Raw genomic sequence first — 25,470 nt, forward strand, 5'->3', positions numbered from 1 at the left:
CCCCCGCCGCCGCCCCCGCCCCGCCCGCCCCCCCCCCCGGGGGGGGGCCCCCCCCCCCCCCGGGGGGGGGCGGCCCCCCCGCCCCCCCCCCCCCCCCCCCGCCCCGCCGCCCGCCCCCCCCCCCCCCCCCGCGGCGGTGGCCGGGACGGCGCCTGCCGGGCATCGGCGGCCGGGCGGGCTACGGTGATCATGCGGGACCCGTCCGCCCCCACGACCGTAAGGAGCCGCCCGTGGCCGCACCCACGCCCCCCGCGTCCGGGGTCCGCCGGATGGGCCTCGGCCTGGCCGCGGTCGGCCGGCCCGGCTACATCACCCTCGGCCGCGACCGCGACCTGCCGCCCGACCGCAGCGTGGCGGCGCTGCGGCAGCGCGTGCACGACCTGCTCGACGCCGCCTACGCCGCGGGCGTGCGCCGGATCGACGCCGCCCGCTCCTACGGCCGGGCCGAGGAGTTCCTCGCCGGCTGGCTGGCCCGCGCGGGCGACCGGCCCGGCCTGGTGATCTCCAGCAAGTGGGGCTACACCTACACCGCGGACTGGCAGGTCCACGCGGAGGCGCACGAGATCAAGGATCACGGTGTCGCGACGTACGAGCGCCAGCTCGCCGAGACGCGCGCCCTGCTCGACGGCCACCTGGACGTCTACCAGATCCATTCGCTCACCCCGGACAGTCCCGCCCTCACCGATAGGGACCTGCACCGCAGGCTCGCCGAGCTGGCCGCGACGGGCGTCACCGTCGGCGCTTCGGTCAGCGGGCCCGGGCAGGGCGAGGCGATCCGGGCGGCGCTGGCCGTCGAGGTCGACGGGCGGCCGCTGTTCCGCAGCGTCCAGGCCACCTGGAACGTGCTGGAGCCGTCGGCCGGTCCGGCCCTGGCCGAGGCGCACGCGGCCGGCTGCACCGTGATGGTCAAGGAGGGCGTCGCCAACGGCCGTCTGGCGGTGCCCGATCCGGAGCTGGACCGCGTCCTGCTCCCCCTCGCCGAGGCCGCCGGCACCACCCGGGACGCGCTCGCGCTGGCCGCCGCCCTCCACCAGCCGTGGGCCGACGTGGTCCTGTCCGGGGCCGCCACCGTCGACCAGCTCACCTCCAACCTCCGCGCCGCCGACGTCCATCTGTCCGCCGACGCCCTCGACGCCCTGTCGTCCCTGGCCGAGCCCCCGGCCGCGTACTGGGCCCACCGCTCCGCGCTGCCCTGGCACTAGACACAGGCACCGCGCGGCGGCAGGCGGGGCAGCAACGGGATGACAGTGGCGCCCGGCCGCGTGGGCGCCTTCGGGGGCGGGGCCCGGTCCGCTAGCGTGCGCGGAGGTCTTGCTCGCTTTCGGACTGGAGGCCCGTGTGCCGCTCACCGATTCCATGCCCGTGCTGACCGGCGCCGCGCTGACCGCGCGCCTGGCGGATCTGACCGGGAACGGCGTGCGGGTGCTCGTCGGTTCGGTGGTGGACATGGCCGGGGTGGCACGCGCCAAGACCGTGCCGCTGCGGCGGGCCGCGGCGTTCCACTCGGCGGGGATGGGCGCCGCCCCGTCCTGGAACGTCTTCTGCGCCGACGCCGCGATCGCCTTCACCGACCGGCTCGGGGTCGTCGGCGACCTACGGCTGCGCGCCGACCTGACGGCGGCGCGGGTGATCGGCGGCGGCTACGCCTGGGCGCCCGCGGAGTTCTTCGGGCAGGACGGCGAACCCTACGCGCCGTGCGCGCGGGGGCAGTTGCGCCGGGTGCAGTCCGCCGTGGAGGCGGCCGGGCTCAGCGCGTCGGTCGGCCACGAGCTGGAGTTCGTGCTCACCGACGCCGACGGGCAGCGGCTGCCGGAACGCCACTGGCAGCCCTACGGGCTGGGCGCGGTGCTGGAGCGCGGCGGGTTCGCCGCGGACCTGACGGGTGCGCTGGAGGACGCCGGGCTGCCGGTCGAGCAGCTCCACGCGGAGTACGGCACCGGGCAGTTCGAGGTGTCGCTCGGACCGGCCGAGCCGCTGGCCTCGGCCGACGCGGTGGTGCTGGCGCGGCTGCTGGTCGGCCAGGTGGCCCGCCGGCACGGCCTGCTGGTCTCGTTCTCCCCGCTGCCGTTCGCCGGCGGCGCGGGCAACGGCGCCCATCTGCACCTGTCCTTGCGGCGGGACGGCCTCCCGCTGCTGTCGGGCGGCGACGGCCCGCACGGGCTGACCGCGCAGGGGGCTGCCGCGATCGCCGGGATCGTGCAGGGACTCCCGGGCACGCTCGGGGTGTTCGCCGGGTCGGCGCTGTCGCCGCTGCGGCTGCAACCGGGCCGGTGGTCCGGGGCGTTCGCCTGCTGGGGCCTGGAGAACCGGGAGGCCGCGGTGCGGCTGGTGGCCGCGACCCGCGGCACCCCGCACGGCGCCAGCGTCGAGCTGAAGTGCGCCGACCCGTCCGCCAACGTCTACCTGGCGACGGCCGCGCTGCTCGGCCTGGCGCTGGACGGGATCGCCCGCGGCGCGCAGTTGCCGCCGGAGGTGACCGTGAACCCCGCGCAGGACCCGGCGGCCGAGCGCCTGCCGCAGGACCAGCAGGCGGTACTGGAGGCGCTCGCCGGCTCCGGCACCGCCCACCGGATCCTCGGCGACGAGGTCATGGCCGCGCTGCTGGCGGTCCGCCGCCACGAGCTGGACGCCTACGCGGGCACGGGTGTCGGCGACCTCACCGACCGCTTCCGGTTCGCCTGGACCGTGTGACCGGCCCGGCCCGTCGGCCCGCGCCGGCTCGACCCGGATCGCCCGCAGCCACGGCCACCGCTGCCACCGCCGCCATCGCCGCAATCGCCGCAATCGCCGAGGGAAGGACCCCGCCATGACGCTGGACGCCTACGCGGCGGAGCTGCGGCTGGTCGACCACCATGTGCACGGTGCGTTCGCCGCGGCGCCGGACCGCGCGGGGTTCGAGGAGGCGTTCCGCGAGCTGCTCCACGAGGCGTCCCGGGACGCCGTCGCCGTCAAGACGGTGGCCGCCTACCGGGCGGGCCTGGACCTGGACTGGAGCGCGCCGGAGCCGGCTGCGGTGCGGGCCGCCGCCGGGCGCTGGCTCGCGGAGGCAGAGCCGCGGCCGCGGCTCTGCGATCCGGTGCTGCTGCGCCACGGCGTCCACTGCGCGGTCGAGCGCGGGCTGCCGATCCAGGTCCACACCGGCTTCGGCGACCGCGACCTGGACCTGCACCGGGCCAACCCGCTGCTGCTCACCGGCCTGCTGCGGCAGCCCGCGGTGGCCGCGGTCCCGGTGATGCTGCTGCACTGCTACCCCTTCCACCGCGAGGCCGGCTATCTGGCGCAGGCCTTCGACCAGGTGTACTGCGACGTGGGGTTGGCGGTGAACCACGTCGGGGCGCGTGCGACCGCGGTGGTCGCCGAGTCGATGGAGCTGGCCCCGTTCGCCAAGCTCCTCTACTCCTCCGACGCCTGGGGTCCGGCCGAACTGCACTTCCTGGGGGCCGCGTTGTGGCGGCGGGCGACGGCGGCGGCCGTGCAGGCGTGGGTGGACGCGGGCGACTGGTCGGAGCCGGACGCCCGCCGGGTCGTGCGGATGATCGGCCGGGAGAACGCCCTGCGCGCCTACCGCCTGTGACCCGCGGGCCGGGCCCGCCGCCGTCCGCGACGCCGGCCGGCGTGTGTGCGTTGCGACCGGGCGCCGGCGCCGCGACAGTGGGGGCATGAGCGGATCTGCTGCACCCGACGACGCGGCGATGCTGGCCGTGGCCTTGGAGGAGGCGCGGGCCGGGCTGGCCGAGGGCGGTGTCCCGGTCGGCGCGGCCCTGTTCGGGCCGGACGGCCGGCTGCTGGGCCGCGGCCGCAACCGGCGGGTGCAGGACGGCGATCCGTCCGCGCACGGCGAGACGTCGGCGTTCCGGGCCGCGGGCCGGCTGCGCGGCTACGGGGACACCACGATGGTGACCACGCTCTCGCCGTGCTGGTACTGCTCGGGCCTGATCCGGCAGTTCGGGATCGGCGCGGTGCTGATCGGCGAGGCGCGCACCTTCCAGGGCGGGCACGAGTGGCTGGCCGAGCACGGCGTGCGGGTGACCGTGCTGGACGATCCGGCGTGCACGGCCCTCATGCGGGACTTCGTCGCCGCCCGGCCCGATCTGTGGTTCGAGGACATCGGACGGTGACGGCCACCCCGGCGCCGGGGTATGCGCCGGCGCCGGGGTGGGTCGGGGGGGAGCCCGCGGTCAGTGCCGCGGGGCTCTTCCGGCGGGCGGGGCCGTCAGCTCCGCACCACCGTCCTGCGGACGTTGTAGCCGTCCACGCGCAGCGACGGCTGTCCGGCGGTCAGGGCGGCGGCCGGCCAGGACAGGTCGACCGTGCGGGACTCGCCGGGCAGCAGCCACAGGTAGTTGTCGCCGTAGAGCGTCGGCAGCACCCGCTCGCCGCTGGTGCCGTGCAGCAGCGACAGCCGGACCATGGCCGCGACCGCGGTGCCGCGGTTGCGCACGGTCGCGGTCGCCGAGCGGCGGTCGCCGGAGCCGGTGACCCGGCCCAGCTCCGCGGTGACCTTCACCTGCGGGGCGCTGTTGAGCGCCCGCATGGCCGCCGCGTCGCGGTACCGCCAGTAGGTGTTCTCCGACAGGGTCGTGCCGGCCGCGTCCTGGAGGGTGAGCCGCAGCAGGTGCAGGTCCGGCAGGCCCGCGGTCCACCCGGCGGTGAACGCGGCGGCGCTGCCGGACGCGCCGACGTCGAGGGTGGTGCGCCGCGCGGTGCCGAGCTGCCGCCCGGACAGGTCCAGCAGGCGTGCGGTGACGGTGGCGCCCTTGAGCGCCCGCGGGGTGTGGTTGACGGCGAGGACCTGCCAGCCGACCGGGTCGGCCTGCACGTGGACCGCCTCGCAGCCCTTGCGCGCCCCGTAGTAGGTGCCGTTGACGTCGAAGTCGTAGTCGTAGGTCTGCCACACCGTGCTGTGCCACGCCGGGTGGGACATCCACAGCATCAGGCCGCTGGCGTCCTGCCACAGCCGGGCGTTCCACGCCTCGAACATCGCGCGGGTGTTCTCGTAGTTGACCAGCTGAGCCTTGCGGGCGAGGTCATCGAGGTCGCGGACGGTGTCCAGCCGGGCCTCGACGGCGGCCAGGTAGTTCTGCGGCGCCTGGTTCCCGCGGGTGCTCCAGTCGTGGTAGTACCAGGCGTCGCCGATCGGCCACTCCGGGGTGCCCGCGGTCATCGCGCGCAGGCTCTCGGCGGTGGAGACGACGGGCATACCGATCTCGGTGTGGAAGCCGAAGCTGCCGCTGCCGTAGGTGGCGGGGTCGAAGTACCGCTCGGGCGCCACCCATCCGTAGGGGCCGCCGCCGGTGACGACGCCGCCGGCCGAGTTGTTCTGGTACAGGATGCCGGGTGCCTCCTGCTGGACGGCGGTGCGCATGCCGGTGTCGATCGCGGCCGGCGGGTTGCCCTCGTTGGCACCGCACCACACGGCGACGCAGGGGTGGATCCGGTAGCGGCGCACGGTGTCCCGGGCCTGGTCGTTGAAGACCTGGTGGTCCGGCGGGTCCATGCCCCAGGCGTTGGGGAAGTCGTTCCACACGAGCAGCCCGTGCTCGTCGCAACTGGCGTAGAACTCCTCGCGGTTGCTGCAGCCGACCCAGTTGCGGATCATCGTGAAGTTCATGTCGCGGTGCATCCGCACGGCCGCGTCCATGCGGGCCGCCGGCATCCGGCGCAGCAGCTCGTCCCAGCCCCAGTTGCCGCCGCGGCAGAACACCCGGACGCCGTTGACGCTGATCTTCAGCGGGACGGGCGCGTTGTCGACGGTCGTCACGTCCGTCCAGGACGCGCCGTCGTCGGACACCTGGATCGTGTACGTCTTCGGGTACGCCGCCTCCCAGACGACGACCACCCGGTCGAAGGTCCGCGCCGAGCCCAGGTCCACCTGGATCCACTGGTCGTCGAGGTAGTCCGAGGACCAGCGGGTGCCGGAGTCGCCGTCTGTGGCGTTCGCCGCGGGGTTCGACGGGTCCTGGGTCGAGGCGGTGACGGCCTGGTGCAGCGCGAGGTCGGTGCCGGGGTTGCCGCTGTCGAGCACGGACAGGGTCCACAGCGAGTTGCCCCAGCTGGTGGCGCGGCTGTGGCACTGCAGCCGCACGTAGCGGGCGGTGCGCGCGGTGAAGTCCTCGGTCTGCAGGCTGGCGTCCCCGGTGTTGAACGGCAGCGGGACCGCGGTGTTGTCGACGGTCCGGACGTCCGTCCAGGTGCTGCCGTCGGCGGAGACCTGCACCACGTAGGTGCGGGCGTACGCCTGCTCCCACGTCAGGTCGACGCGGTCGAAGGCGGCCTGCGCGCCGAGGTCGACCGCGATCCACTGGTCGTCGTCGAAGGAGGACGACCAGCGGGTGCCGGGGTCCCCGTCGGTGACGTTGCCGGGCTGGTGGTCGGACTCGTCCACCGAGGAGGCGGTGGCCGGCCGGTGCAGCGCCAGGTCGGTGCCGGGGACCGTGCTGTCCACGACGGACAGGCTCCACAGCGACGAGCCCCACCCGGTGGCCCGGGTCAGGCAGCGGACCCTGACGTGCCGGGCCTGCTGCGCGCCCAGGGTGACGGTCTGCGTGTACGCGTCGGTGCCGGCGACGAACGGCAGCGGCGTGTCGTACTCGTAGCCGAACTGCCGGATGCCGAACCGGGTGGTGCGCCGGTCGCTCTGCCGGCCGCCGACCGAGGCGGTCAGCGCCAGGTCGTGCAGCTCGGGGCTGCCGTAGCCGTTGGGCCACCACAGGCGGGGGTTGCGGACGCGGAGGGCGGCGAAGGCGTCCGGGGCGAAGGTGACGTCGGCGCTCGCGCCGGCCCCGACGGTGACGGTCCGGGAGACCCGCACGTCGTCGAACGCTGCGGTGACGGTGATGTCGTGGTCGGCGGAGTCGGCGTTGCGCACCGGGACCACGATGGTGAGTTCCGCGGTGCCGGTGTCGGGCAGCGCGGGCAGCACGGTGTCGACCCGCGGGTCGCCGATGACGGCGTGCCCGGTGGAGCGCAGCCGCGCGTGATTCCAGATGCCGGCCGCCCGGTCGCGCACCGCCGGCATCCAGTCCCAGCCCGAAGAGGCCAGGTACGTGGGCGAGTTGCGGTTCATCGTGTTCGCGCCGGCGTCCACGAACGCCAGGCCCTCCGGCCCCTTGTCGCCGGGGCTGCCGGGGACCGGCATGGGCGTGATCTGCACGGCGAGCACCTGCTCGCCGGCGGCCAGCAGGCCGGTCACGTCGAGGGCCGCGCGGGCGAACGGGTGGGCGACCGCGCCGGCGTGCCGGCCGTTGAACCACACGTCCGCCTGGTGGTTGACGCCGTCCAGCTCCAGCCACACGTGCCGGCCGGCGCCGGTGTCCAGGCCGCGCGGGAGGGCGAACGCCCGCCGGTACCACCAGGCGTGGCGGGACAGCGCCTCGGGGACGTGCAGGTTGTTCAGGCCGGCCACCGGGTCGGGCAGGTGGCCCTGGTCGACCAGCGTGGCCAGCACGGTGCCGGGGACCGTGGCGGGCAGCCAGCCGCTGGTGTCGACGCCCGCGGCGGACAGGGCCGCGCCGTCCCCTCCGGCGCGGTCGTCCAGGGTCAGGGTCCAGCCCGACTCCAGGGGCACCGTCCCGTCGGCGGCGACGGCCAGGGCGGGTGCCCGGTGGTCGTGGGTGCCCCAGTCGGTCCAGCCGGTCGCGTCGGGGCGGTGGCCGGACGCGGTGCCGTACACCTCGAAGCCGTTCAGGCCCAGGGGGTTGGCGTTGGAGCGCTTGCGCACGGTCAGCCGCACCCAGCGGGCGGGGACCGGCGTGTCCAGGGCGATGTCCACGACGCCGCCGGTGCCGGAGGTGGTGCGGTGGATCGTGGTCCACGAGGTGTGGTCCAGCGACGTCTCGACGGTGAAGTCCACCGCGCAACTGGACAGGACCTCCTGCCCGGTGGTGCTGTCCCGCGGGTTGCCGCCCGAGGAGGGCACGAACACCGGGTCGTTCGCGGTGGCCTCGAACGTCAGCCGGACCGCGTCCACGGCGCACGGCCCCTGAAGGTCCACCGAGATCCACTGCGGGTCGCCCGCGCCGGCCCGCCACCCGCTGCCCTTCACCCCGGTCGAGGTGAGGGTGTCCACCGCGAACTCCCCCGGCGTCGGGGCATAGTCCGTGGACGACACCGCGACCGGGCGGTACGCGGCGAGCTCGGCGCGTCCCGCGGGCCGGGCGGCAGGGGCAGCCGCGGCCGCCCCTGCCGGCGCCGCGCCGAAGCCGAGGCCGAGCCCGGCGAGCAGGCCGGATCCTGCGGTGACGACAGCCCGGCGGGAGGGGCGGGGCGAGGGGTGCGGCATGTACGGCGGTCCATTCCCGAAGAGGCGCTGGGCTGCGCTCTGACAACGTTGCCATAGGCTCGTCCCCCGCTGGTGCCGCTGTCAAGAGCCGTTCTCCCGGCGGACAGTGGCCCGCCATCCGCGACAGCCCGCGCGGGGGGCGTCCGCGCACCGCGGAACCACGGGCGGCGGGTGCGCCGCGGAGGCCCGCGGACCCGTTGCGGCGGCACCGATGAGTTCGGCGTCGCGGACCGGTCTACCGCTCACAGTGCAAGCACTCGACCTGTTCAGTGAGGGACCATGACCACCAGCGCCCTACCGCCCGTCGTCGACACGGACACCTGGCAGCGGCAACTCGACCGGCTGCGCGCGCGGGAGAAGGCCGCGACGCGTGAACTCGACGCCATCGCGGCCGAGCGCCGCCGGCTGCCGATGGTGAGGATGCCCGACTACACCCTCGAAGGCGAGGCGGGGCCGGTCCGGCTCGCCGACCTCTTCGAGGGGAAGAAGCAGCTGATCGTCTACAACCACATGTGGTTCGAGGGCAAGGAGTGGCAGTGCCCGGGGTGCACGGGCTTCACCTCCCAGTTCACCCGGCTGGAGTTCCTGGACGCCTACGACGCGCGGTTCGTGATCGTCACCCAGGGCCCGATCGACGAGGCCCTCGCCTACAAGCACCGGGTCGGCAACAGGATGGCCTGGTACTCGACGGCGAACAGCACCTTCGGCTCCGACGTCGGCGCGCCGCCCGGTGGCGGTTTCGCCGTGAACGTCTTCCTGCGCGACGGGGACGCCGTCTACCGCACCTGGCACACCGACGGCCGCGGCACCGAGCAGATCAGCCACGCCTTCCCGCTCATCGACCTGCTGCCGTACGGACGGCAGGAGGAGTGGCAGGACTCCCCCGACGGCTGGCCGCAGTCGCCCACCTACAGCGGGTGGGCCTCCTCCCAGGACATCGCCGCGCTCTACGGCCCGGACAAGTCCTAGGGTCCGGACAGGCCATGGGGGTCTGGGCGGGGGTCTGGGGTCTAGGCGGGGCCTGGGTGTCCGGACGTGTCCTGAGGTCCGCCTGATGGCTCCCGCCGGGCCGGCGCGCAGGAGGGGCGCCCGGCCCGGCGGGTGAGTGAGCGTCACATGCCGGGCGTTCAGGCGGAGTTCGGGTTGGGGCCGTAGTGGCGGGTGGGGCGTCCGGGCTAGGGTGCTGGGTGCTTCGGGCCGCGGTGCCGGGCGGCCCCGACCACCCCTGGGGGTTTCCTTGAGCGCAACCGCACTGGGCCGCCGCACCGCCGTCCTGCTTCTCGCGGCCGCCGCCGTCACCGCCGCCGGACCCGGCTCCGCACGGGCCGACTCACCCGGCGGATGGCAGAACTCGGGCTCGTCGCTGGTCAGTTCGCTCACCGGCGGCGAGGGCCTCGCCACCCGGGCGGACGGCTCGCTGCTCACCCGCGGCCTCGGCTCGATCCCGCTGGGCCTGCGGATCAAGGGCTGGAACCACGTCGGCGACCCCGACATCGCCGGCGGCTACACCTTCGACGCCTACCAGGGCGGCGACAGCGCCACCTCCAAGATGTTCGAGGTCACGACGCCGTCCGGGCAGAGTTACGACTACACGCACCCGCTGGACGCCGGCGAGGCGCTCAACAACTCCTTCGCGGCGGTCTCGCCCGACGCCCAGTGGCTGGTGGCCGGGGAGTGGGGCACGATGAACCGGCTCCAGGTCTTCCCCGCTCCCCTCACCAACCCCGCCACCCCGGCCGAGGGCGGCACCCTCGCCCAGGCCGGCCAGATCTCCCTGGACCAGCCCGTCCAGGACGTCCAGGGCTGCGACTTCGTGTCCGCCACGCGCCTGGTGTGCGCGTCGGACGACGCGGCGAAGGACGTGCTGCAGGTGGACCTGCCGCACGCGCTCGACGGCACTCCGGTGGCCGGGCACGTCAGCACCCTCTTCCAGCTGCCGCAGGACAGCATCTGCTCGGGCACGTTCGAGTCCGAGGGCATCGACTACGACCCGGCCGCGCGCGTCCTGCGGGTGGAGATCGTCTCGCCCAGCGTCTGCGCGGTCACCACGACCGTCTACAGCTACCGCCCGGCCACGGGCTGACACCCGCGCCGCACCGCGGCCGCCCCCGGCTGTCCGCCGCCGAGGGCGACCGCCGGCCGGCCGCTACGCGGCGAAGGCGTCGACGCCGGTCAGCTCGGCGGACAGGGCCCACAGCCGGGCCGCCTGCTCGGGGTCGATCGCGTAGTCCTTGACGCCGCCGCGGCCGCCCTCGGCAGCCGCCGGACCGGCGACGTCGCAGTCCTCCAGGTAGACCCCGCCCATGCCGTCGAGCTGCGGGGAGGTCGCGGCCCAGACCTGGGTGGCGGCGCCCTGCGCGGGCGTCTTGAAGCCGGCCGGGTTCAGCGGGTTCCCGTCCTCGTCGATCCAGCCCCGCTCGACCATCTCGGACTTCTCCAGGTGCCGCTGCAGCGGGGTGAGAATGCCGCCGGGGTGGAGTGCGAACGCCCGCACGCCGCGGTCCCGGGCGAGCGCGTCGAGCTGGACCGCGAACAGCACGTTGGCCGTCTTCGACTGCCCGTAGGCGATCCACTTGTCGTAGCCGCCCTGCGCGAACTGCGGGTCGTCCCAGCGGATGCCGGACCGCTGGTGACCGCCGGAGGACACCGACACCACCCGGCCCGCGCCGCGCTCGATCGCCGGCCACAGGCGGTTGACCAGTGCGAAGTGCCCGAGGTGGTTGGTCGCGAACTGGCGCTCCCAGCCGGGGCCGACGCGCGTCTCGGGGCACGCCATGACGCCGGCGTTGTCGATCATGAAGCGGATACCGCGTCCCGAGGCGAGGAACCGGTCGGCGAAGGCCCCGACGCTGTCCAGGTCCCCGAGGTCGAGTTGGTCCACCTCGACCCCGTCGATGCCCGCGACGGCCTGCTGCGCGGTCTCGGGCCGCCGGGCGGGCACCACCACCTGCGCGCCGGCCCGCGCCAGCGCCCGCGTGGTCTCCAGACCGAGCCCGGAGTAGCCGCCGGTGACGACGGCGAGCGAACCGGTCAGGTCGATCCCGGCGAGGACCTCGTCGGCGGTGCTCTGCGCGCCGAATCCCGATCCGATGGACTTCTGAGGTGTGGTCATGGGACCGAGGCTAGGAGCTGGAGTCCTCTCGAAGGCAAGTCCAGGGCGGCGCCGAGGGGGCGCGCAGGCGCGCGTGCACGCCGTGCCGCGGCGGCCGGCCGCCCTCCGCTGCCGGTCCCGCCCCGGGTGACCTGGGGTGTCGCAGCGCCGGTGAATTGAAGGTCGGTGCATCCGGTGGCAGGCTGACATCCATACGGCACCGCCCACAGCACGACGAGGTGAGAAGGGCGTGGTGGACAAGCACGCCGAGCAGGTGATCGGCCGGGTCATGGCCGCCCGCGCGGCGCTGGAGGAGGCGGCCGCGGCGCCGGACTCCCCGGTGCTGCGGCAGGCGCTGGACGAGTTGGAGAACGCCCTGCGGCTGGCCCGGGAGAGCGGAGTGGAGGTTCCGCCGGCCGGGGAGGTCCGCCAGAGCGCCGGCGGAGCAGGGAACTGAGGACCCTTCCGATGCCGTGGCACCGGAAGGGCGGCGACGCCCTTGACCTGCACATCCGCTGCCAGTACCCCGGGAGCACCCGGGGTACTGAGTGCCGTGCGGTGCGCGCCGGGCCCGGTCCGCGGGCCGGCCGGGGTGCGCGGGCGGGCTCAAGGGGGGCGCAGGAGCGGGGTCAGGGCAGGTTGCGGGCCATGACGATGCGCTGGACCTGGTTGGTGCCCTCGTAGATCTGGGTGATCTTCGCGTCGCGCATCATCCGCTCGACCGGGTAGTCGCGGGTGTAGCCGTAGCCGCCGAGGAGCTGCACCGCGTCCGTGGTGATCTCCATGGCGGCGTCGGAGGCGTAGCACTTGGCCGCCGCGCCGAAGAAGGTCAGGTCCCCGTCGCCGCGCTCGGACTTCGCGGCCGCCGCGTAGGTGAGCTGCCGGGCGGCCTCCAGCTTCATGGCCATGTCGGCGAGCATGAACTGGATGCCCTGGAACTCCGCGATGGCCTTGCCGAACTGCTTGCGCTCGGCGACGTAGCCCTTGGCGTAGTCCAGCGCGCCCTGGGCGATGCCCAGCGCCTGGGCGGCGATGGTCACCCGGGTGTGGTCGAGCGTGCGCATCGCGGTGCCGAAGCCCGTCCCCTCCTCGCCGATCATCCGGTCGGCGGGGATGCGCACCTGGTCGAAGTACACCTCGCGGGTCGGCGAGCCCTTGATCCCGAGCTTGCGCTCGGGCGCGCCGAAGGACACGCCCGGGTCGTCCTTCTCGACCACGAACGCCGAGATGCCCTTGGAGCGCTTGTCGGGGTCGGTCACGGCCATGACCGTGTAGAACTCCGAGACGCCCGCGTTGGTGATCCAGCGCTTCACGCCGTTGAGCACCCACTCGTCGCCGTCGCGCACCGCGCGGGTCTTCATGCCCGCGGCGTCGGAGCCGGCCTCGGGCTCGGACAGGCAGTACGAGAACATGCCCTCGCGGCGGGCCAGCGCGCCCAAATAGCGCGTCTTGAGCTCCTCGGAGCCGGACAGCTGCACCGGCAGCGAGCCCAGCTTGTTCACCGCGGGGATCAGCGAGGAGGACGCGCAGACGCGGGCCACCTCCTCGATCACGATGACCGTGGACAGCGCGTCGGCGCCGGCGCCGCCGTACTGCTCGGGGATGTGCACCGCGTGCAGGTCGGCCGCCTCCAGCGCGTCGCGCGCCTCCTGCGGGAACCGGCCCTGCTCGTCCACCTCGGCCGCGAACGGCGCGATCTTCGACTCGGCCAGCGCGCGCACCGAGTCGCGGAGCATCTCCTGCTCCTCCGAGACACGGAAGAGGTCGAACGAATCGGACATCACGGGCTCCTCGTTTCGGCGTGGCGCATCCACGGTCACGGTCAGGGTACTCAGTTCCTAGTGAAATGCACACTCAGTGCCGTACTCGACGTTCGCGACCGCCTTCCTGGTGCTACGGTCCAGGCATGACGTCGGCACCCAAGCCCCCGATGCGCGACACGCTCGTCGCGGCCGCGCTCCAGCTCTTCACCGAGCACGGCTTCGAGCAGACCACGGTCGACGACATCGTGGCCCTGGCCGGCGTGGGGCGGCGGTCGTTCTTCCGCTACTTCCCCTCCAAGGAGTCGGTGGTCTTCCCCGACCACGAGGGCTGCCTGCGGGAGATGACCGAGTTCCTGGCCGACCCCGAGGGGGACGCCGCCGATCCGGTGGACCGGGTCGGGGACGCGGCCCGGCTGGTGCTGCGCATGTACACCGGCGACCCGGAGTTCTCCGTCCGCCGCTACGAGCTGACCCGGCAGGTCCCGGCCCTGCGCTCGCACGAGCTGTCCGTGGTCCGCCGCTACGAGCGCACGCTCGCCAACTACCTGCGGGCCCGGTTCGCCGCCCGCCCGGACGGCAGGCTGCGGGCCGACGTGATCGCGGCGGCGGTGGTCGCCGCGCACAACCACGCGCTGCGCACCTGGCTGCGCTCGGGCGCCACGATCGACCCGGACACCGAGGTCGACCGCGCCCTCCAGTACGTGACCGCGACCTGGTCGGACCGCGAGGACCGGGAGCCCGAGGGCGGCGACGTGCCCGACGACGACGTGGTGGTGATGGTCGCCCGCCGCGGCACCCCGATGTGGCGGGTGGTGCAGGGCGTCCAGGGCGTCCTGGAGTAGACCGCGGGCGCTGTCGACCCGAACCGACCCCGCCCCGAACCGGACCGGTGGGCGGGCCTGCACACGCCCGGAGCGCGCAACAATCTTGGCCTGCATGCTTGAAGTTGCTCAAAACACGGTTCTACGATGCAGGTGCGATCACGGCGGCGCTCGAAACGACGTGACGCCGGCACGACCTCACGATCACGCCTGAGCCTCCTGGGCCCTCACCACGGAGCACCCATGCCTCTCGCAGCCACCGGTTCCCTGCTCGGTGCGGCGGCCCGGCAGCGCCGCGCCGTCGCCGCCTTCGACGTCGTCACGCTCGACCACGTCCAGGCCGTGGTGTCGGGCGCGGAGGCGGCGGACGCGCCGGTCATCCTGCAGATCGGCGAGTCCGCGGTGCAGTACCACGACGGGCTCCTGCTGCCGCTGGCGCGGGCCGCCGCGGAGGCCGCGCGGGCCGCGGCCGTCCCGGTGGCGCTGCACCTGCACCGGGTCCGGCGCACCGCGCTGCTGGCGCAGGCCGCGCACTGCGGCTTCAGCTCGGTGATGTACGACGCCGCCCACCTGCCGTACGCCGACCATGTCGCCCACACCCGCGACGCGGTGAGCTGGGCGCACCAGCAGGGCCTGTGGGCGGAGGCCGAGTTCGGCCGGGGCGCGCGCACCGACCCGGCGGCGGCGCGCGCCTTCGTGGCCGCGACCGGCGTGGACGCCCTGGCCGTCGACGTCTGGCCGGACCGCCAGCTGCTCGCCCGGCTGCGGGCCGCCGTCGGCGTGCCGCTGGTGCTGCGCGACTCCGCGGGCCTGGCCGACGAGGACCTGGGCCGGGCCGCGGCCGCCGGGATCGCCAAGGTGGCGATCGGCCCGGCGCTGGACCTGGCCATGACCGCGGCCGTCCGCGCCCGCCTCGCCGCCGACACCGCCGCGGCGCCCCGCGACTGGCTCGGCGACGGCCGCCGAGCCATGGCCACCGCCGTGACCCGTCTGCTGACCGCACTGCCCCCACGCCTCCCGGCCACCGCCGCCCCCTGACCGGCGGCGGCCGGGACCCGCACCACCGCACCACCGTTCGCCGGACGCAACGCCCCACCGCGCGCCCGCCGTTCACGCACGACCACATCACCGCACACCGCACCACCGCACCACCGCACCACCGCACCACCGCACCACCGTTCGCCGGGCCCAACGCCCCACCGCGCGTTCGCCGTTCACGCACGACCGCACCCGCACGACGGCACACGCACACACACCCGCACCCGCACCCGCACGACGGCACACGCACCTCCGCGCAGGCGACAGGCCCGCGCACCTCCGCACAGGCGACAGGCACCTCCGTACGCGCGCTTCCGCGCGCCCCCCACCTTCCCGAGGAGTCCTCCGTGCCACGATCCCGATCTCCCCGTCGCGCCTCGGTCCTTGCCGCGGCCGCCGCCGCTCTGCTCCTGCTGCCGTTCGGCACCGCCTCGACCGCGCACGCCTCCCCCACCGCGACGTCCGGCGACGGCAAGGCGCTGGCCCTGACCCCGCCGATGGGGTGGAACGACTGGGCCCACTACCAGTGCGGCGTCACCGAGTCGATCGTCACCGCCAACGCCGACGCGCTGGTGTCGTCCGGGCTCGCCGCCAAGGGCTACGACACCGTGACCGTGGACGACTGCTGGATGACGCACGCCCGGGACGCGAGCGGCGCCCTGGTCGCCGACCCCGCGAAGTTCCCCCACGGCATGGCCTGGCTCGGTTCCTATCTGCACGCGCGCGGGCTGAAGTTCGGCATCTACGAGGACGCGGGCTCGTCGACCTGCGGCGGCTACCCGGGCAGCGGGCGCCCGCAGGGCGGCGGGGCCGACCACTTCGCCCAGGACGCCGCCACGTACGCCGCCTGGGGCGTGGACTACCTGAAGCTGGACGGCTGCAACGTGTACACCGCGTCCGGCCAGACGCAGGAGCAGGCGTACCGGCAGGCCTACGACGCGCAGGCCGCGGCGCTGCGCGGCTCCGGCCGCGACATCGTGTTCTCCGAGTCGGCGCCTGCGTACTTCCAGAGCGGCGAGTGGGGCAACGCCACCTGGTTCGACGTGCTGTCCTGGACCGGTTCGGACGGCCAACTGTGGCGCGAGGGCTGGGACATCGCGACCTTCGACGCGGCCCACCCCGCCAACAGCCGCTGGTCGAGCGTGCTCTCCAACTACGGGTACGACCGGTGGATCGGCCGCTACGCCGGTCCCGGCGACTGGAACGACCCGGACTTCCTGATCGCCGGCGCGGGCGGCATGACCGACGACGAGTCCCGCAGCCAGGTCGCCCTGTGGTCGATGCTGGCCGCCCCGATGATCCTGTCCTCGGACGTCTCGGCGCTCACGCCCGCCGCGAAGTCCGCCCTCGGCAACACCGACCTGATCGCGCTCGACCAGGACTCCCTCGGCCGCCAGGCCGGCGTGGTGTCCACCGACGGCAGTACCGACGTGCTGGCCCGCCCGCTGGCCGGCGGCGGCCGCGCCGTCGCCGTGCTCAACCGCGGCACGGCGGCACGCAGCATCACGACCGCGCTCGCCGACGTCGGCCTGCCCGGCTGCACCGTCACCGCCAAGGACCTGTGGACCGGGGCGAGTTCGACGGTCAGCGGCAGCCTCACCGCGACCGTGCCGGCCCACGGCACGGCGATCTGGCGGCTCACCCCGGGCAGCGGATGCGGCGCCGCCACGCCCACCGGCCAGCTCACCGGCAACGGCGCCAAGTGCGCCGACGTCACCGGCAGCGGCACCGCCGACGGCACCCCGGTGATCCTCTACGGCTGCACCGGCAACGCCAACCAGCGCTGGGCCCTGGCCGCGGACCACACGGTCCGCACGCTCGGCAAGTGCCTGACCGCCGGCGGTACAACGGCGGGCGCCTCGGCCGTCCTGTCGGCCTGCACCGGCGCCGCCGCCCAGCAGTGGACGGCCGCCGCGGACGGCACGCTGGTCAGCGCGGCCTCCGGACTGTGCCTGGACGTCCACGGCGGCGGCACCGCCGACGCGACGCCGCTGGACGTCTGGACCTGCGGCCACCTGCAGGCCAACCAGGTCTGGTCGCTGCCGTCCTGACGCACTGTCATGGCAGACCAGTGGGGGTGGCCCGCACCCCGGGAGTACGATCCGGCGACCCTGTCGATCGTCCACCGGTGGCGCGAACCACCCCCACCGCCCTGCCTGTTGCGGCGATCACACCCGAACTCCCGTGAAGGAGAGGCATGCCAGAGCGCACACCAGCCAGCAGCCCGGCCGCCGCGACCCGGCGGAACACGGCGCGCGGCACCGGGCGGGCGACCGCCGCCCTGCGCGGTCTGCGGCGCACCGCGCGCACCCTGCTCGCCGCCGGCGCGGTGCTGGCCGCGGCGACCGCGGGCCTGACCGCCGCACCCGGACCCGCGTCCGCCGCGTCCCCGGCGGACACGCCACCCTCGTACGTGGAGAGCGGCTACCAGGACCCGGTCACCGCGCTCCCCCCGGTAAGCCGCCCCGACACCCCGCACTGCTCGGTCACCGTGATGCGGCACGACTTCGCCAACTCCTACGGGCAGCCGTACACCGGCACCGTCACCCCGCCGTCCGCCTGCCCGGGACCGTGGGCCAAGGTCGTCCTCACCTGGTCCGGCAGCGTCGCCGGGCGCCAGTACGACCGGCTGGCCGGGGTGTGGATCGGCGGCGCGGAGGTCCTGCGGACCAGCACGCCCGAGCCCGACGACGACGGCATCACCTGGCACGTCGACAAGGACGTCACGTCGTTCACCCCGCTGCTCCGCGACCCGCAACCGCTCGTCGCGGACCTGGGGAACATCGTCAACGGCACCTACACCGGCGTCTACCACATGACGCTGACCCTCACCTACTACCAGGCGGACCACCGGCATCCGGCGCCCGCCGTGGCCGACCAGGTGCTCCCGCTGTCCACCGGCTCCTCCCCCGGCTGGTACAGCCTGTCCCCGGGCCAGTCGGCGACCCGGAGCGTCGTCTTCCCGCGCAACCTGGTGCACGCGCGGCTGGAGGTGTATGCGCGCGGCGGCGGCTGCGACGAGCAGTGGTTCGACGCGTCGCCCGACGACCTGGCCGCGAAGTACCCCGACTACCTGTGCGGCGGCGGACCGTACCGGGAGGTGCAGGTCTCGGTGGACGGCCGGCCCGCGGGCCTGGCCCAGCCCTACCCCGTGGTCTACTCCGGCGGCATCGTGCCCACCCTGTGGCGGCCCATCCCGGCGGTGGACCAGTTCCTCACCCTGCCCTACGACATCGACCTGACGCCGTTCGCCGGGCTGCTCGTCGACGGGCAGCCGCACGCGATCACCCTCACCCCGTACGGCGCGGCCGACACCTGGACCGTGGACGGCACGCTCTTCCTCGACACCGACCACCACGCGGCCCGCACCTCCGGCGCGCTCACCGGCGACACCCTCGGCGCGGACCCGCACGTCGCCACGACCGAGCAGCCGGGCGACGGCGGCGCCGCCGTGCACGTGTCCGCCACCCGCGACTGGTACACCGAGGGCTACCTCAACACCTCCGCGGGCCGGATCACCACCCGCGTCCAGCAGCACGTCGCCTACACCAACGACAACACCGTCACCGGCGGCGGGCAGCACCAGGTGGTGGCCCAGCGCGACGCCGGGACGACGACGGTCACCACCACGACCGCGCCCTCGCACGGCGCCGGCCACGGCTCGGTGCGCGCCGCCCGGCACACCTGGTCGTACCCGATCGACGTCGACATGTCGATACCGGTCTACACCGACGGCAACAACTACGACCTGCGCGGCGCGGTCCGGCAGCAGCGCGTCCTCTCCGACCTCACCCGCAACGGTCCGGCCGGGCCCTGGCGGCCGCTCTCGCAGACCGACGACACCGTCACCGCCACGGGCGTGCTGGCCCGCACCGGCGGAACGGTCGTGTCGTCCGACGGCACCGGCAGCGAGAGGTTCGTCGGGACGACGGACACGGGGGGCTGCTACCAGCGAGTGCTCGCGGCAGAGCATGGCTGGGTGACCAGTGATGTGGTTCGGGGGTGCGGTGTGCTCGGGTAGTCCCCGGGTGCCCGTCGGCAACCGGGGTGCCCCGCGGGGTGCTTTGCCGCCTGCGGCGTCGTCTCGGCTGTTCGCGCAGTTCCTCGCGCCCCTGGCGGTGCACCTTCGGTGGGGGGGGCCGCCACGGGAGTGTCTCCTCGGAACTGTGCGTGCGGCCCTTTCCGTGAAGTGGGGCGGGGGGATGCACAGTTCCTGCGGGGACACTCCCGCACCGTCCCCTCCGGGGGGACCCCGGGTGCGGGTGGGCGGGGGTCAGGCTTGGGCGGTGGGGCGGACGACGACCTCGCTGATGTCGACGCCGGCGGGCTGGTCGATGGCGAAGGCGATCGCGGAGGCGATGGCGGAGGGCGGGATGGCGATCTCGTCGCGCTGGCGGACCATCGCCGCCGCCGTTTCGGGGCTCGCTCCCTTGCCCACGCCCTCGGTGTTGGTGAACCCCGGCGAGACGAGGGTGACCCGGAGGTCGGGCCCCGACTCCTGGCGCAGGCCCTCGGTCAGGACCTTGACCGCCGTCTTGGTGGCCGCATAGACGGCCTGGGGAGACTTCACCACGTACGCGGCGGTGGAGGCGACGTTGACGAACTGGCCGGAGCGCTGCCGGCGGAAGACGGGAAGCGCCGCCCCGATGCCGTTCAGCAGGCCGGTGATGTGGGTGGCGACCATGGCGTCCCAGTCGTCCTGGCGCAGCTCGTCGAACGGGGACACGGCCATCGTGCCGGCGTTGGAGACCAGGACGTCGAGCCGGCCGAAGCGGTCGACCGCCGTGTCGGTCAGGCGCTGGAGGTCCTCCCGGCGCGTCACGTCCACGACGGCCCCGACGGCCGAGCCGCCCTTCGCCGTGATCTCCTCCACCACCTCGTTGAGCCGGTCCTCGCGACGGGCCCCGAGCACCAGCCGGGCGCCCTTCTCGGCGAGGTGGACCGCCGTCGCCGCTCCGATGCCGCTGCTGGCACCTGTGATCGCCACGACCTTGCCCTCGATTCCTGACATGATCGACGTCCTTCCAGGGGATATACGCAGGTCACACCATGACCTAAAGTGAAATGGGGCCGTCACCACTTACGCCAGACTAAGTGGGGGCACCTCCGTTTAGCAACAGGAGAAGGGAGCGGGAACCGGTGACGGACGGCAGTGCACCCCGCCCGCTGCGCGCTGACGCGCGGCGCAACAGGGACAAGATCCTCGCGGCCGCGGTGCGGATGTTCGCCGAGGAGGGGCTGGACGCCCACCTGGAGCGCATCGCCAAGGAGGCGGGTGTGGGCAGCGCGACGCTGTACCGGAACTTCCCCACCCGGGAGGCGCTGATCGAGGCCGTCTACCGCAACGAGGTGGTCCAGCTCTGCGACGCCGTGCCCGACCTCCTCGCCGCCAAGCCGCCCTTCGAGGCCCTGCACGCCTGGACGCGCCTCTTCCTGGACTACGTCACCGCCAAGTCGGGCATGGCCGACGCCCTGCGGGCCATCGCTGCCACGGGAAGCAACCCGTACGGCCACAGCAGGGAGATGATCCAGACCGCCGTCACCGCGCTGCTCGACGCGTGCGCGGCCGCCGGAACGATCCGCACCGACATCGGCCCCGCCGACCTGGGCGCCGCCCTCGAAGGCATCGCCCTCACCTCGGGCAGACCCGAACAGCGCGAACGCGCGGAACGCCTGCTCGACCTCACCCTGGACGGTCTCAGGCGTCGTCCCTAGCCGGACTCCCCGACAGGGCTACGCTGCGGGCGAGACCGACACCCCCGCGACGAGAGCAGGCCCGTGAGCCGACCTCTGCTGTTCCTCGATGTCGACGGCCCCCTCAACCCCTACGCCGCCCAGCCCGAGCGGCGCCCCGAGGGCTACGTGACGATCCGGGTCCCCTGGGAAGGGGACGGGCTGCGCTCCCCCGCACGGCTGCTCCGCGTCTGGCTCAACCCCGCCCACGGCCCGGCCCTCATGGACCTGGACTACGACCTGTGCTGGGCGACCACCTGGATGGAACGGGCGAACCAGTGGATCGGCCCCGTCCTCGGGCTGCCCGAACTCCCCTTCGTCGACTTCGGCGACAGGCTCTTCGCCCTGCGGCCCGACGGGGTGCACTGGAAGGCGGAGTCCCTCGTGGCCTACGCCGCCGGGCGGCCCTTCGCCTGGGTCGACGACGAACTCACCGATCCTGACCACGCGTTCGTCTCCGCCGCCCACCCCGCCCCCTTCCTCCTCCACTTCGTCAACCCCCGACTCGGCCTCCTCGAGGGGGACTTCCACCTCCTCTCCACCTTCGCCGCCACCCTCACCTCCTGACCCCCGCACCCGGGGTCCTGCCCGAGGGGACGGTGCGGGAGTGTCCCCGCAGGAACTGTGCATCCCCCCGGCCCACTTCACGGAAAGGGCCGCACGCACAGTTCCGAGGAGACACTCCCGTGACGGCCCCGACCCCACCCACCGAAGGTGCACCGCCAGGGGCGCGGGGAACTGCGCGACCAGGCGGGACGATGCCGCTCGACGGCAAAGCACCCCCGGGGGCACCCCGAACCCCGAAGGGGCGCGAGGTCCCCCAGCGCTTCGCCTGGGAGGTACCCCCAGCGCGACAAGCCACGACGAACCGTACGACGGCAACGCACCCTGGGAATCACGTCGGTTGCCGCACCCCGCGTCACGAAGAAGCGTCGGGGAGCGAGAGGTAGAGGCGGACGCCCTGGGGCCGGAAGCCGAGCCGCTCGTAGACGCGGCGCGACCCCTCGCCGGCGGACTCGAGCCACACCGACTCCGCGCCCTGCGCGAACATCGCGGCGGCGACCTCGCCGGTGACGGCCGCGGCAACACCCCGCCCGCGGAAGGCCGGCCGGGTACCCACACCCGCCACCTCCCCCGTGCCCGCGGCAGGCGCCGAGCACGACGCCGCACCCGCGCAGCCGCCGTCCGGCGCCGGCATGAACCGGACGGCCCCGCCGCTCTCCTGGGTGCGCCGCAACCGGGCGGCCCCTTGCGGCGACGCCTCGAACTCGCCGCCGAACGCCTCGGCGAGCGCCGCGTCGATCGCGGCGAACTCCTCGTCGGTGCGCGGGGCCCGCGGCCGCGGCACGAACCCGCCTCCGTCCGGCGCCGAAGTCAGGTGAGGCAGGACCAGGGACCGCGGCGTGCACACCAGGTACTCGTGCACCTCTTCGGTGGTGAACCCGGCCGCCCGCAGCGCGTGTTCGACGGCGGGCGCGGTCGCCACCGCGAACTCCACGCGCGGGGTGAGACCGCGTTCGCGGAACTCGGCGACCAGGCGGGCGACCTCGCGGCCGGTCGGCTCGGCCCCGGGAAGCGGGGTCGCGTAGTTGATGTACGGGCTGGGGGTGCCGGGATCGAAACCGGCGACGAAGCTCGGGTTCTCGATGACGAGCGGGCGCCGGCGCAGGTTGGCGACGGCGAAGTTCTGGACGGTGATGTCCACGGTGACGGCCTCACGGTGATGGCGTGGTGGAACGCGGCTCGGTCCCGTTCGGGACGTGGCGAACCGCGCGGACGGGTCGCGCCCGGCTGCGCGCCGGTGCGTGGGTCTCCGCGTCGGAGACGGGCGGTGCACGGTGCACCGCGGTGGGGCCGCCGTGAGGAGCAGGGCGCGGCACGGCACGGAGCCTGGTTGAGCAGGTCCGTTCAGTGCCGGCGGCGGCCGCTGAGGCACGCCGGGGACATTGGCGTCAGTCCTTTGGCAGGAGGGCGTACTGGCTGAGGAAGCGCAGGCGATCATGCCATGGGACGCCGCGGGCGGCAACGGAGTTCCGCGCACCGCCGGGCACGGACCGGCGGCCGTAGTCGTGGGGGGTCAGCGGGCCGTCGCGCGCGGCCCGTGGGCCGTCGCGCCGCGCCGCCGGGCGATCAGGACGGACGCGGCGATCGAGACGAGGATGCCGGCGGCCGCGTACACGCCGAGGGTCCACAGGGGGCCGGTGGTGTGGTGGCCGGTGAAGTAGACGGTGTTGCGGACCGCGGTGGTGCCCGCGCCCGGCGGGAGCCAGGGTCCGATGGAGCGCCAGAACGGTGGCAGCAGGGTGTTGGGGTAGGCGCCGCCCGCGCTGGGGTTGCCGAGGACGACGAACACCAGGATCGCCACGCCGATGCCGGCCATGCCGAACAGCGCTTGCAGTGCCACGGTGGTGGCGGCGACGGCGTAGACCAGGAGCGTGCCGATGGCGAAGAGCGCGCCGAAGTGCCCGGGAAGGGCACCGAGGATGGTGCCGGCGATGAGGGCGCCGCCGAGCCCGGAGATCATCGCGTAGGGGACGAGGGCGCCGAGCCGGATGAAGGTGCGGTGCAGGTTCGCGGGCCGCGCGCCGCCCGCGGTGCCGAGGATCGCGGCGGCCAGGTACCCGCCGACCATCCAGCCGACGACCAGGTAGAAGGAGGACAGGCCGCGGCCGTCCTGGGGGTTGGGGGCGCGCAGGTCGACGACGGTGAGCTGCCGGTTCCGTCCGACCTCGATGGTCTGGGCGATCTGGGTGGTGACCGTGGACACGGACGGTCCGCCGGCGGAGGCCACCAGCAGCCGGTCGCGGGTACCGACGAGGTCCACGACGACGGCGGCGTCCACGTCGCGGTTGAGGATCAGGGTGCGGGCCTGCCGCTCGTCGGACGCCGTCCTGGCCCGGAAGGGGGTGCCGGGCAGGGCGTTGAGCTGGGCGGTGAGCGGGCCGCTGAGCGTTGCGGGGGCGACGACGGCGACGGGGATACGGTGCGGCTTCGGCGCGTGGAAGGCACCGATGTACGACAGGATGAAGCCCAGTTGCAGGACGAGGACACCGGTGACCAGGAGCAGCGCACGCCAGCTGAGCGCGTCCAGCAACTCGTCCTTGAACCCGCGGGAGGCCGGCGGGGATCCGGCGGCCGCCGCGGGCTGCCGGCCGGGGCCCTCGCCGGGCGTGCGGGCGGGGTCGTGCGGGGTGTCCGACGGCATCCTTGGTCCTCCTCGCTGTCCTGCCGGCCGGGTCACGGCGCCCCGCGGGGCGCCACGTCCGGAATGCCTGCCCCCTCGGAAGGCGGTACGGACGCGGCGGCCGCGGAATGCCATCCGACGGGTGACGTGAGGCCGTCACCGGCGTGTGTCACCGGAGGCGGGGGTTCCACCGGACCCGGTCCCGGCCCCTGCGGCGTCGCGGAGATCCTGCTCCCGCGGAGGCGCGCCTGCGTGGAAAAACCTGTGAGTTGACGGTGGAGCAGGAGACAACACGGCGACACGGTCGGTTTCCTGGCGATGTGTCAGTGCGGTGCATATCCTCCGAGGGCCAGCGCAGCCGGAAGTGGCTGCCCCTGCCTCCGGAGCATGCATGGCCATACACGAGCACGAGGTCGACCGGCGCACCCTGTTCAAGGCCGGGCTGGGTACGGCGGTCGCCGCCGTCGTGGGGACGGAGATCGCGTTCCCGGTCGCGGCCGGTGCGACGCCCTCGCCGGAGTTTCCCTGGATCATCGACTGCGACACCTGGGGCGCCCGCCCGCCGTCCAGCCCGATCCAGATCACCGGCAACACCACCAACAAGATCATCCTGCACCACATGGCGTTCCCCAACGTCACGGACTACTCCCGCGAGCACGCCGTGCAACTGGCCAAGGACTGCCAGAACCTGCACATGGACAAGAACGGCTGGGCGGACACCGGGCAGCACTTCACGGTCAGCCGCGGCGGCTACGTCCTCGAAGGCCGGCACCGCAGCCTGGAGACCCTCGACGCCGGCCAGCACCAGGTCAGCGCCGCGCACTGCCCCGGTGAGAACGGCAACGCCATCGGCATCGAGAACGAGGGCACCTACATCACCGAGACGCCGCCGCAGGCGCTCCTGGACTCCCTCGTCGAACTCTGCGTCGCGGTCTGCCAGAAGTTCCGCCTCAACGCCTGGGACATCTTCGGCCACTGGGACTTCTACACGACGGACTGCCCGGGCATCGCCTTCTACGCACAGTTCCCGCAGGTGCGCACGCGTGTCCTCAAGGCCCTGGGCGTGCCCGCGTCGGCCGCGCCCGCGCGCCGCTGGCCGGACATCTGGCGCTTCGTCGACGGCCCGGTCGTCGAGGTGGCGCAGTACCTGCTGGTGAACGCCGGCTACACCGACCTGGCGATCGACGGCGTGTTCGGCTTCGACATGAACCCGATGGTCGCGGACTTCCAGACCGCGCACGGGATCCCGGTGACCGCGGACTGCACGTTCGACACCGCGACCTGGGAGGCGCTGGCGCCGGTCCTCTACCAGGACGCGACCGGACTGCCGGTGCAGGCCGTGCAGTTCATGCTCGCGCGCAAGGGCTGGGCCGACACCGTGAGCATCACCGGCGCGTACGACCACACCACCATGAAGGCCGTCCAGGACGTGCAGCGCCTGCACGGCCTGCGCCCCACCGGCAAGGTGGACCTGAGCACCTGGTGCGCGGTGGTCGGCGGCACCGTCCGCGAGTCGTTCGCCGCCTGACGCCGGCTGCCGCCCCGGGTCCGGCGACGAC

General features: G+C 74.2%; 20 protein-coding genes. 14 read left to right on the plus strand and 6 right to left on the minus strand.

The features are described 5' to 3' along the window. Positions 1-269: 269 nt before the first annotated feature. The 4 genes from ACH4TG_RS23255 to ACH4TG_RS23270 all read left to right on the plus strand — a co-directional run bounded on the left by ACH4TG_RS23255 (position 270) and on the right by ACH4TG_RS23270 (position 4,118). Complete coding sequence (locus tag ACH4TG_RS23255; protein WP_398244527.1) at positions 270-1,202, plus strand: aldo/keto reductase; 933 nt, start codon at positions 270-272, stop codon at positions 1,200-1,202. A gap of 136 nt (positions 1,203-1,338) precedes the next feature. Next, on the plus strand, positions 1,339-2,691 hold the full coding sequence (locus ACH4TG_RS23260; protein ID WP_398244366.1) for a glutamine synthetase: 1,353 nt from the start codon (positions 1,339-1,341) through the stop codon (positions 2,689-2,691). Positions 2,692-2,806: 115 nt separating this feature from the next. Continuing rightward, entirely contained in the window at positions 2,807-3,574 is a 768-nt protein-coding gene (locus tag ACH4TG_RS23265) for an amidohydrolase family protein (protein ID WP_398244367.1), read from the plus strand. A gap of 85 nt (positions 3,575-3,659) precedes the next feature. Further along, positions 3,660-4,118, plus strand: a complete 459-nt coding sequence (locus ACH4TG_RS23270; RefSeq protein WP_398244368.1) for a nucleoside deaminase — start codon at positions 3,660-3,662, stop codon at positions 4,116-4,118. A gap of 95 nt (positions 4,119-4,213) precedes the next feature. Here ACH4TG_RS23270 and ACH4TG_RS23275 read toward each other — a convergent pair whose 3' ends face one another. Beyond that, positions 4,214-8,281, minus strand: coding sequence for a discoidin domain-containing protein (locus ACH4TG_RS23275; RefSeq protein ID WP_398244369.1), 4,068 nt, complete (start codon positions 8,279-8,281; stop codon positions 4,214-4,216). Between the two features lie 279 nt (positions 8,282-8,560). Here ACH4TG_RS23275 and ACH4TG_RS23280 point away from each other — a divergent pair, with 279 nt between their 5' ends. Both ACH4TG_RS23280 and ACH4TG_RS23285 read left to right on the plus strand, forming a co-directional pair. After that, entirely contained in the window at positions 8,561-9,250 is a 690-nt protein-coding gene (locus tag ACH4TG_RS23280) for a DUF899 domain-containing protein (protein WP_398244370.1), read from the plus strand. Positions 9,251-9,518: 268 nt separating this feature from the next. Further along, on the plus strand, positions 9,519-10,364 hold the full coding sequence (locus ACH4TG_RS23285; protein ID WP_398244371.1) for a hypothetical protein: 846 nt from the start codon (positions 9,519-9,521) through the stop codon (positions 10,362-10,364). A 63-nt stretch (positions 10,365-10,427) separates the two neighbouring features. Here ACH4TG_RS23285 and ACH4TG_RS23290 read toward each other — a convergent pair whose 3' ends face one another. Then, entirely contained in the window at positions 10,428-11,393 is a 966-nt protein-coding gene (locus ACH4TG_RS23290) for an SDR family NAD(P)-dependent oxidoreductase (protein WP_398244372.1), read from the minus strand. A 229-nt stretch (positions 11,394-11,622) separates the two neighbouring features. Between ACH4TG_RS23290 and ACH4TG_RS23295 the strand changes: the two genes are divergently transcribed. Continuing rightward, on the plus strand, positions 11,623-11,829 hold the full coding sequence (locus tag ACH4TG_RS23295) for a hypothetical protein (RefSeq protein WP_398244373.1): 207 nt from the start codon (positions 11,623-11,625) through the stop codon (positions 11,827-11,829). A gap of 172 nt (positions 11,830-12,001) precedes the next feature. Here the strand turns inward: ACH4TG_RS23295 and ACH4TG_RS23300 are convergent, their stop codons facing one another. Beyond that, positions 12,002-13,153 carry an acyl-CoA dehydrogenase family protein gene (locus ACH4TG_RS23300; protein WP_398244374.1) on the minus strand — a complete coding sequence of 384 codons (1,152 nt, stop codon included), beginning with the start codon at positions 13,151-13,153 and terminating at the stop codon, positions 12,002-12,004. A 125-nt stretch (positions 13,154-13,278) separates the two neighbouring features. Here ACH4TG_RS23300 and ACH4TG_RS23305 point away from each other — a divergent pair, with 125 nt between their 5' ends. From ACH4TG_RS23305 to ACH4TG_RS23320, 4 genes are all read left to right on the plus strand, one after another. Further along, positions 13,279-13,977 (plus strand): TetR family transcriptional regulator, encoded by a 699-nt coding sequence (locus tag ACH4TG_RS23305; protein ID WP_398244375.1) that lies wholly within the window; start codon positions 13,279-13,281, stop codon positions 13,975-13,977. A 222-nt stretch (positions 13,978-14,199) separates the two neighbouring features. Further along, complete coding sequence (locus ACH4TG_RS23310; protein WP_398244376.1) at positions 14,200-14,994, plus strand: class II fructose-bisphosphate aldolase; 795 nt, start codon at positions 14,200-14,202, stop codon at positions 14,992-14,994. A gap of 347 nt (positions 14,995-15,341) precedes the next feature. Continuing rightward, positions 15,342-17,045, plus strand: coding sequence for a ricin-type beta-trefoil lectin domain protein (locus ACH4TG_RS23315; protein ID WP_398244377.1), 1,704 nt, complete (start codon positions 15,342-15,344; stop codon positions 17,043-17,045). Between the two features lie 146 nt (positions 17,046-17,191). Next, a complete protein-coding gene (locus ACH4TG_RS23320) occupies positions 17,192-19,015 on the plus strand; it encodes a peptide-N4-asparagine amidase (protein ID WP_398244378.1) in 1,824 nt (607 codons plus the stop codon). A 252-nt stretch (positions 19,016-19,267) separates the two neighbouring features. On the opposite strand, the gene ACH4TG_RS23325 is transcribed toward ACH4TG_RS23320, so the two are convergent. Then, on the minus strand, positions 19,268-20,005 hold the full coding sequence (locus tag ACH4TG_RS23325) for an SDR family oxidoreductase (protein WP_398244379.1): 738 nt from the start codon (positions 20,003-20,005) through the stop codon (positions 19,268-19,270). 128 nt (positions 20,006-20,133) lie between these two features. On the opposite strand from ACH4TG_RS23325, the gene ACH4TG_RS23330 reads away from it, so the two are divergent. Further along, positions 20,134-20,709: a TetR/AcrR family transcriptional regulator gene (locus ACH4TG_RS23330; protein WP_398244380.1), complete on the plus strand. Its 576-nt coding sequence runs from the start codon at positions 20,134-20,136 to the stop codon at positions 20,707-20,709. 63 nt (positions 20,710-20,772) lie between these two features. Further along, positions 20,773-21,294, plus strand: coding sequence for a hypothetical protein (locus ACH4TG_RS23335; protein WP_398244381.1), 522 nt, complete (start codon positions 20,773-20,775; stop codon positions 21,292-21,294). A gap of 352 nt (positions 21,295-21,646) precedes the next feature. Here ACH4TG_RS23335 and ACH4TG_RS23340 read toward each other — a convergent pair whose 3' ends face one another. After that, positions 21,647-22,432, minus strand: a complete 786-nt coding sequence (locus ACH4TG_RS23340; protein WP_398244382.1) for a GNAT family N-acetyltransferase — start codon at positions 22,430-22,432, stop codon at positions 21,647-21,649. Between the two features lie 372 nt (positions 22,433-22,804). Then, positions 22,805-23,932, minus strand: coding sequence for a DUF3533 domain-containing protein (locus ACH4TG_RS23345; protein WP_398244383.1), 1,128 nt, complete (start codon positions 23,930-23,932; stop codon positions 22,805-22,807). A 370-nt stretch (positions 23,933-24,302) separates the two neighbouring features. Here ACH4TG_RS23345 and ACH4TG_RS23350 point away from each other — a divergent pair, with 370 nt between their 5' ends. Continuing rightward, positions 24,303-25,439 carry an N-acetylmuramoyl-L-alanine amidase gene (locus ACH4TG_RS23350; RefSeq protein WP_398244384.1) on the plus strand — a complete coding sequence of 379 codons (1,137 nt, stop codon included), beginning with the start codon at positions 24,303-24,305 and terminating at the stop codon, positions 25,437-25,439. Positions 25,440-25,470: the final 31 nt, after the last annotated feature.

The organism is Streptomyces sp. NPDC020917 (assembly GCF_044333795.1).
GTDB lineage: Bacteria > Actinomycetota > Actinomycetes > Streptomycetales > Streptomycetaceae > Actinacidiphila.

What these genes read in the sequence shown, in the direction of transcription:
- ACH4TG_RS23275 (WP_398244369.1), bottom strand. Translation starts at nt 8,281, where the DNA reads ATGCCGCACCCCTCGCCCCGCCCCTCCCGCCGGGCTGTCGTCACCGCA.
- ACH4TG_RS23325 (WP_398244379.1), bottom strand. Translation starts at nt 20,005, where the DNA reads ATGTCAGGAATCGAGGGCAAGGTCGTGGCGATCACAGGTGCCAGCAGC.
- ACH4TG_RS23265 (WP_398244367.1), top strand. Translation starts at nt 2,807, where the DNA reads ATGACGCTGGACGCCTACGCGGCGGAGCTGCGGCTGGTCGACCACCAT.
- ACH4TG_RS23320 (WP_398244378.1), top strand. Translation starts at nt 17,192, where the DNA reads ATGCCAGAGCGCACACCAGCCAGCAGCCCGGCCGCCGCGACCCGGCGG.
- ACH4TG_RS23305 (WP_398244375.1), top strand. Translation starts at nt 13,279, where the DNA reads ATGACGTCGGCACCCAAGCCCCCGATGCGCGACACGCTCGTCGCGGCC.
- ACH4TG_RS23350 (WP_398244384.1), top strand. Translation starts at nt 24,303, where the DNA reads ATGGCCATACACGAGCACGAGGTCGACCGGCGCACCCTGTTCAAGGCC.
- ACH4TG_RS23290 (WP_398244372.1), bottom strand. Translation starts at nt 11,393, where the DNA reads ATGACCACACCTCAGAAGTCCATCGGATCGGGATTCGGCGCGCAGAGC.
- ACH4TG_RS23345 (WP_398244383.1), bottom strand. Translation starts at nt 23,932, where the DNA reads ATGCCGTCGGACACCCCGCACGACCCCGCCCGCACGCCCGGCGAGGGC.
- ACH4TG_RS23310 (WP_398244376.1), top strand. Translation starts at nt 14,200, where the DNA reads ATGCCTCTCGCAGCCACCGGTTCCCTGCTCGGTGCGGCGGCCCGGCAG.
- ACH4TG_RS23255 (WP_398244527.1), top strand. Translation starts at nt 270, where the DNA reads ATGGGCCTCGGCCTGGCCGCGGTCGGCCGGCCCGGCTACATCACCCTC.
- ACH4TG_RS23270 (WP_398244368.1), top strand. Translation starts at nt 3,660, where the DNA reads ATGAGCGGATCTGCTGCACCCGACGACGCGGCGATGCTGGCCGTGGCC.
- ACH4TG_RS23280 (WP_398244370.1), top strand. Translation starts at nt 8,561, where the DNA reads ATGACCACCAGCGCCCTACCGCCCGTCGTCGACACGGACACCTGGCAG.
- ACH4TG_RS23300 (WP_398244374.1), bottom strand. Translation starts at nt 13,153, where the DNA reads ATGTCCGATTCGTTCGACCTCTTCCGTGTCTCGGAGGAGCAGGAGATG.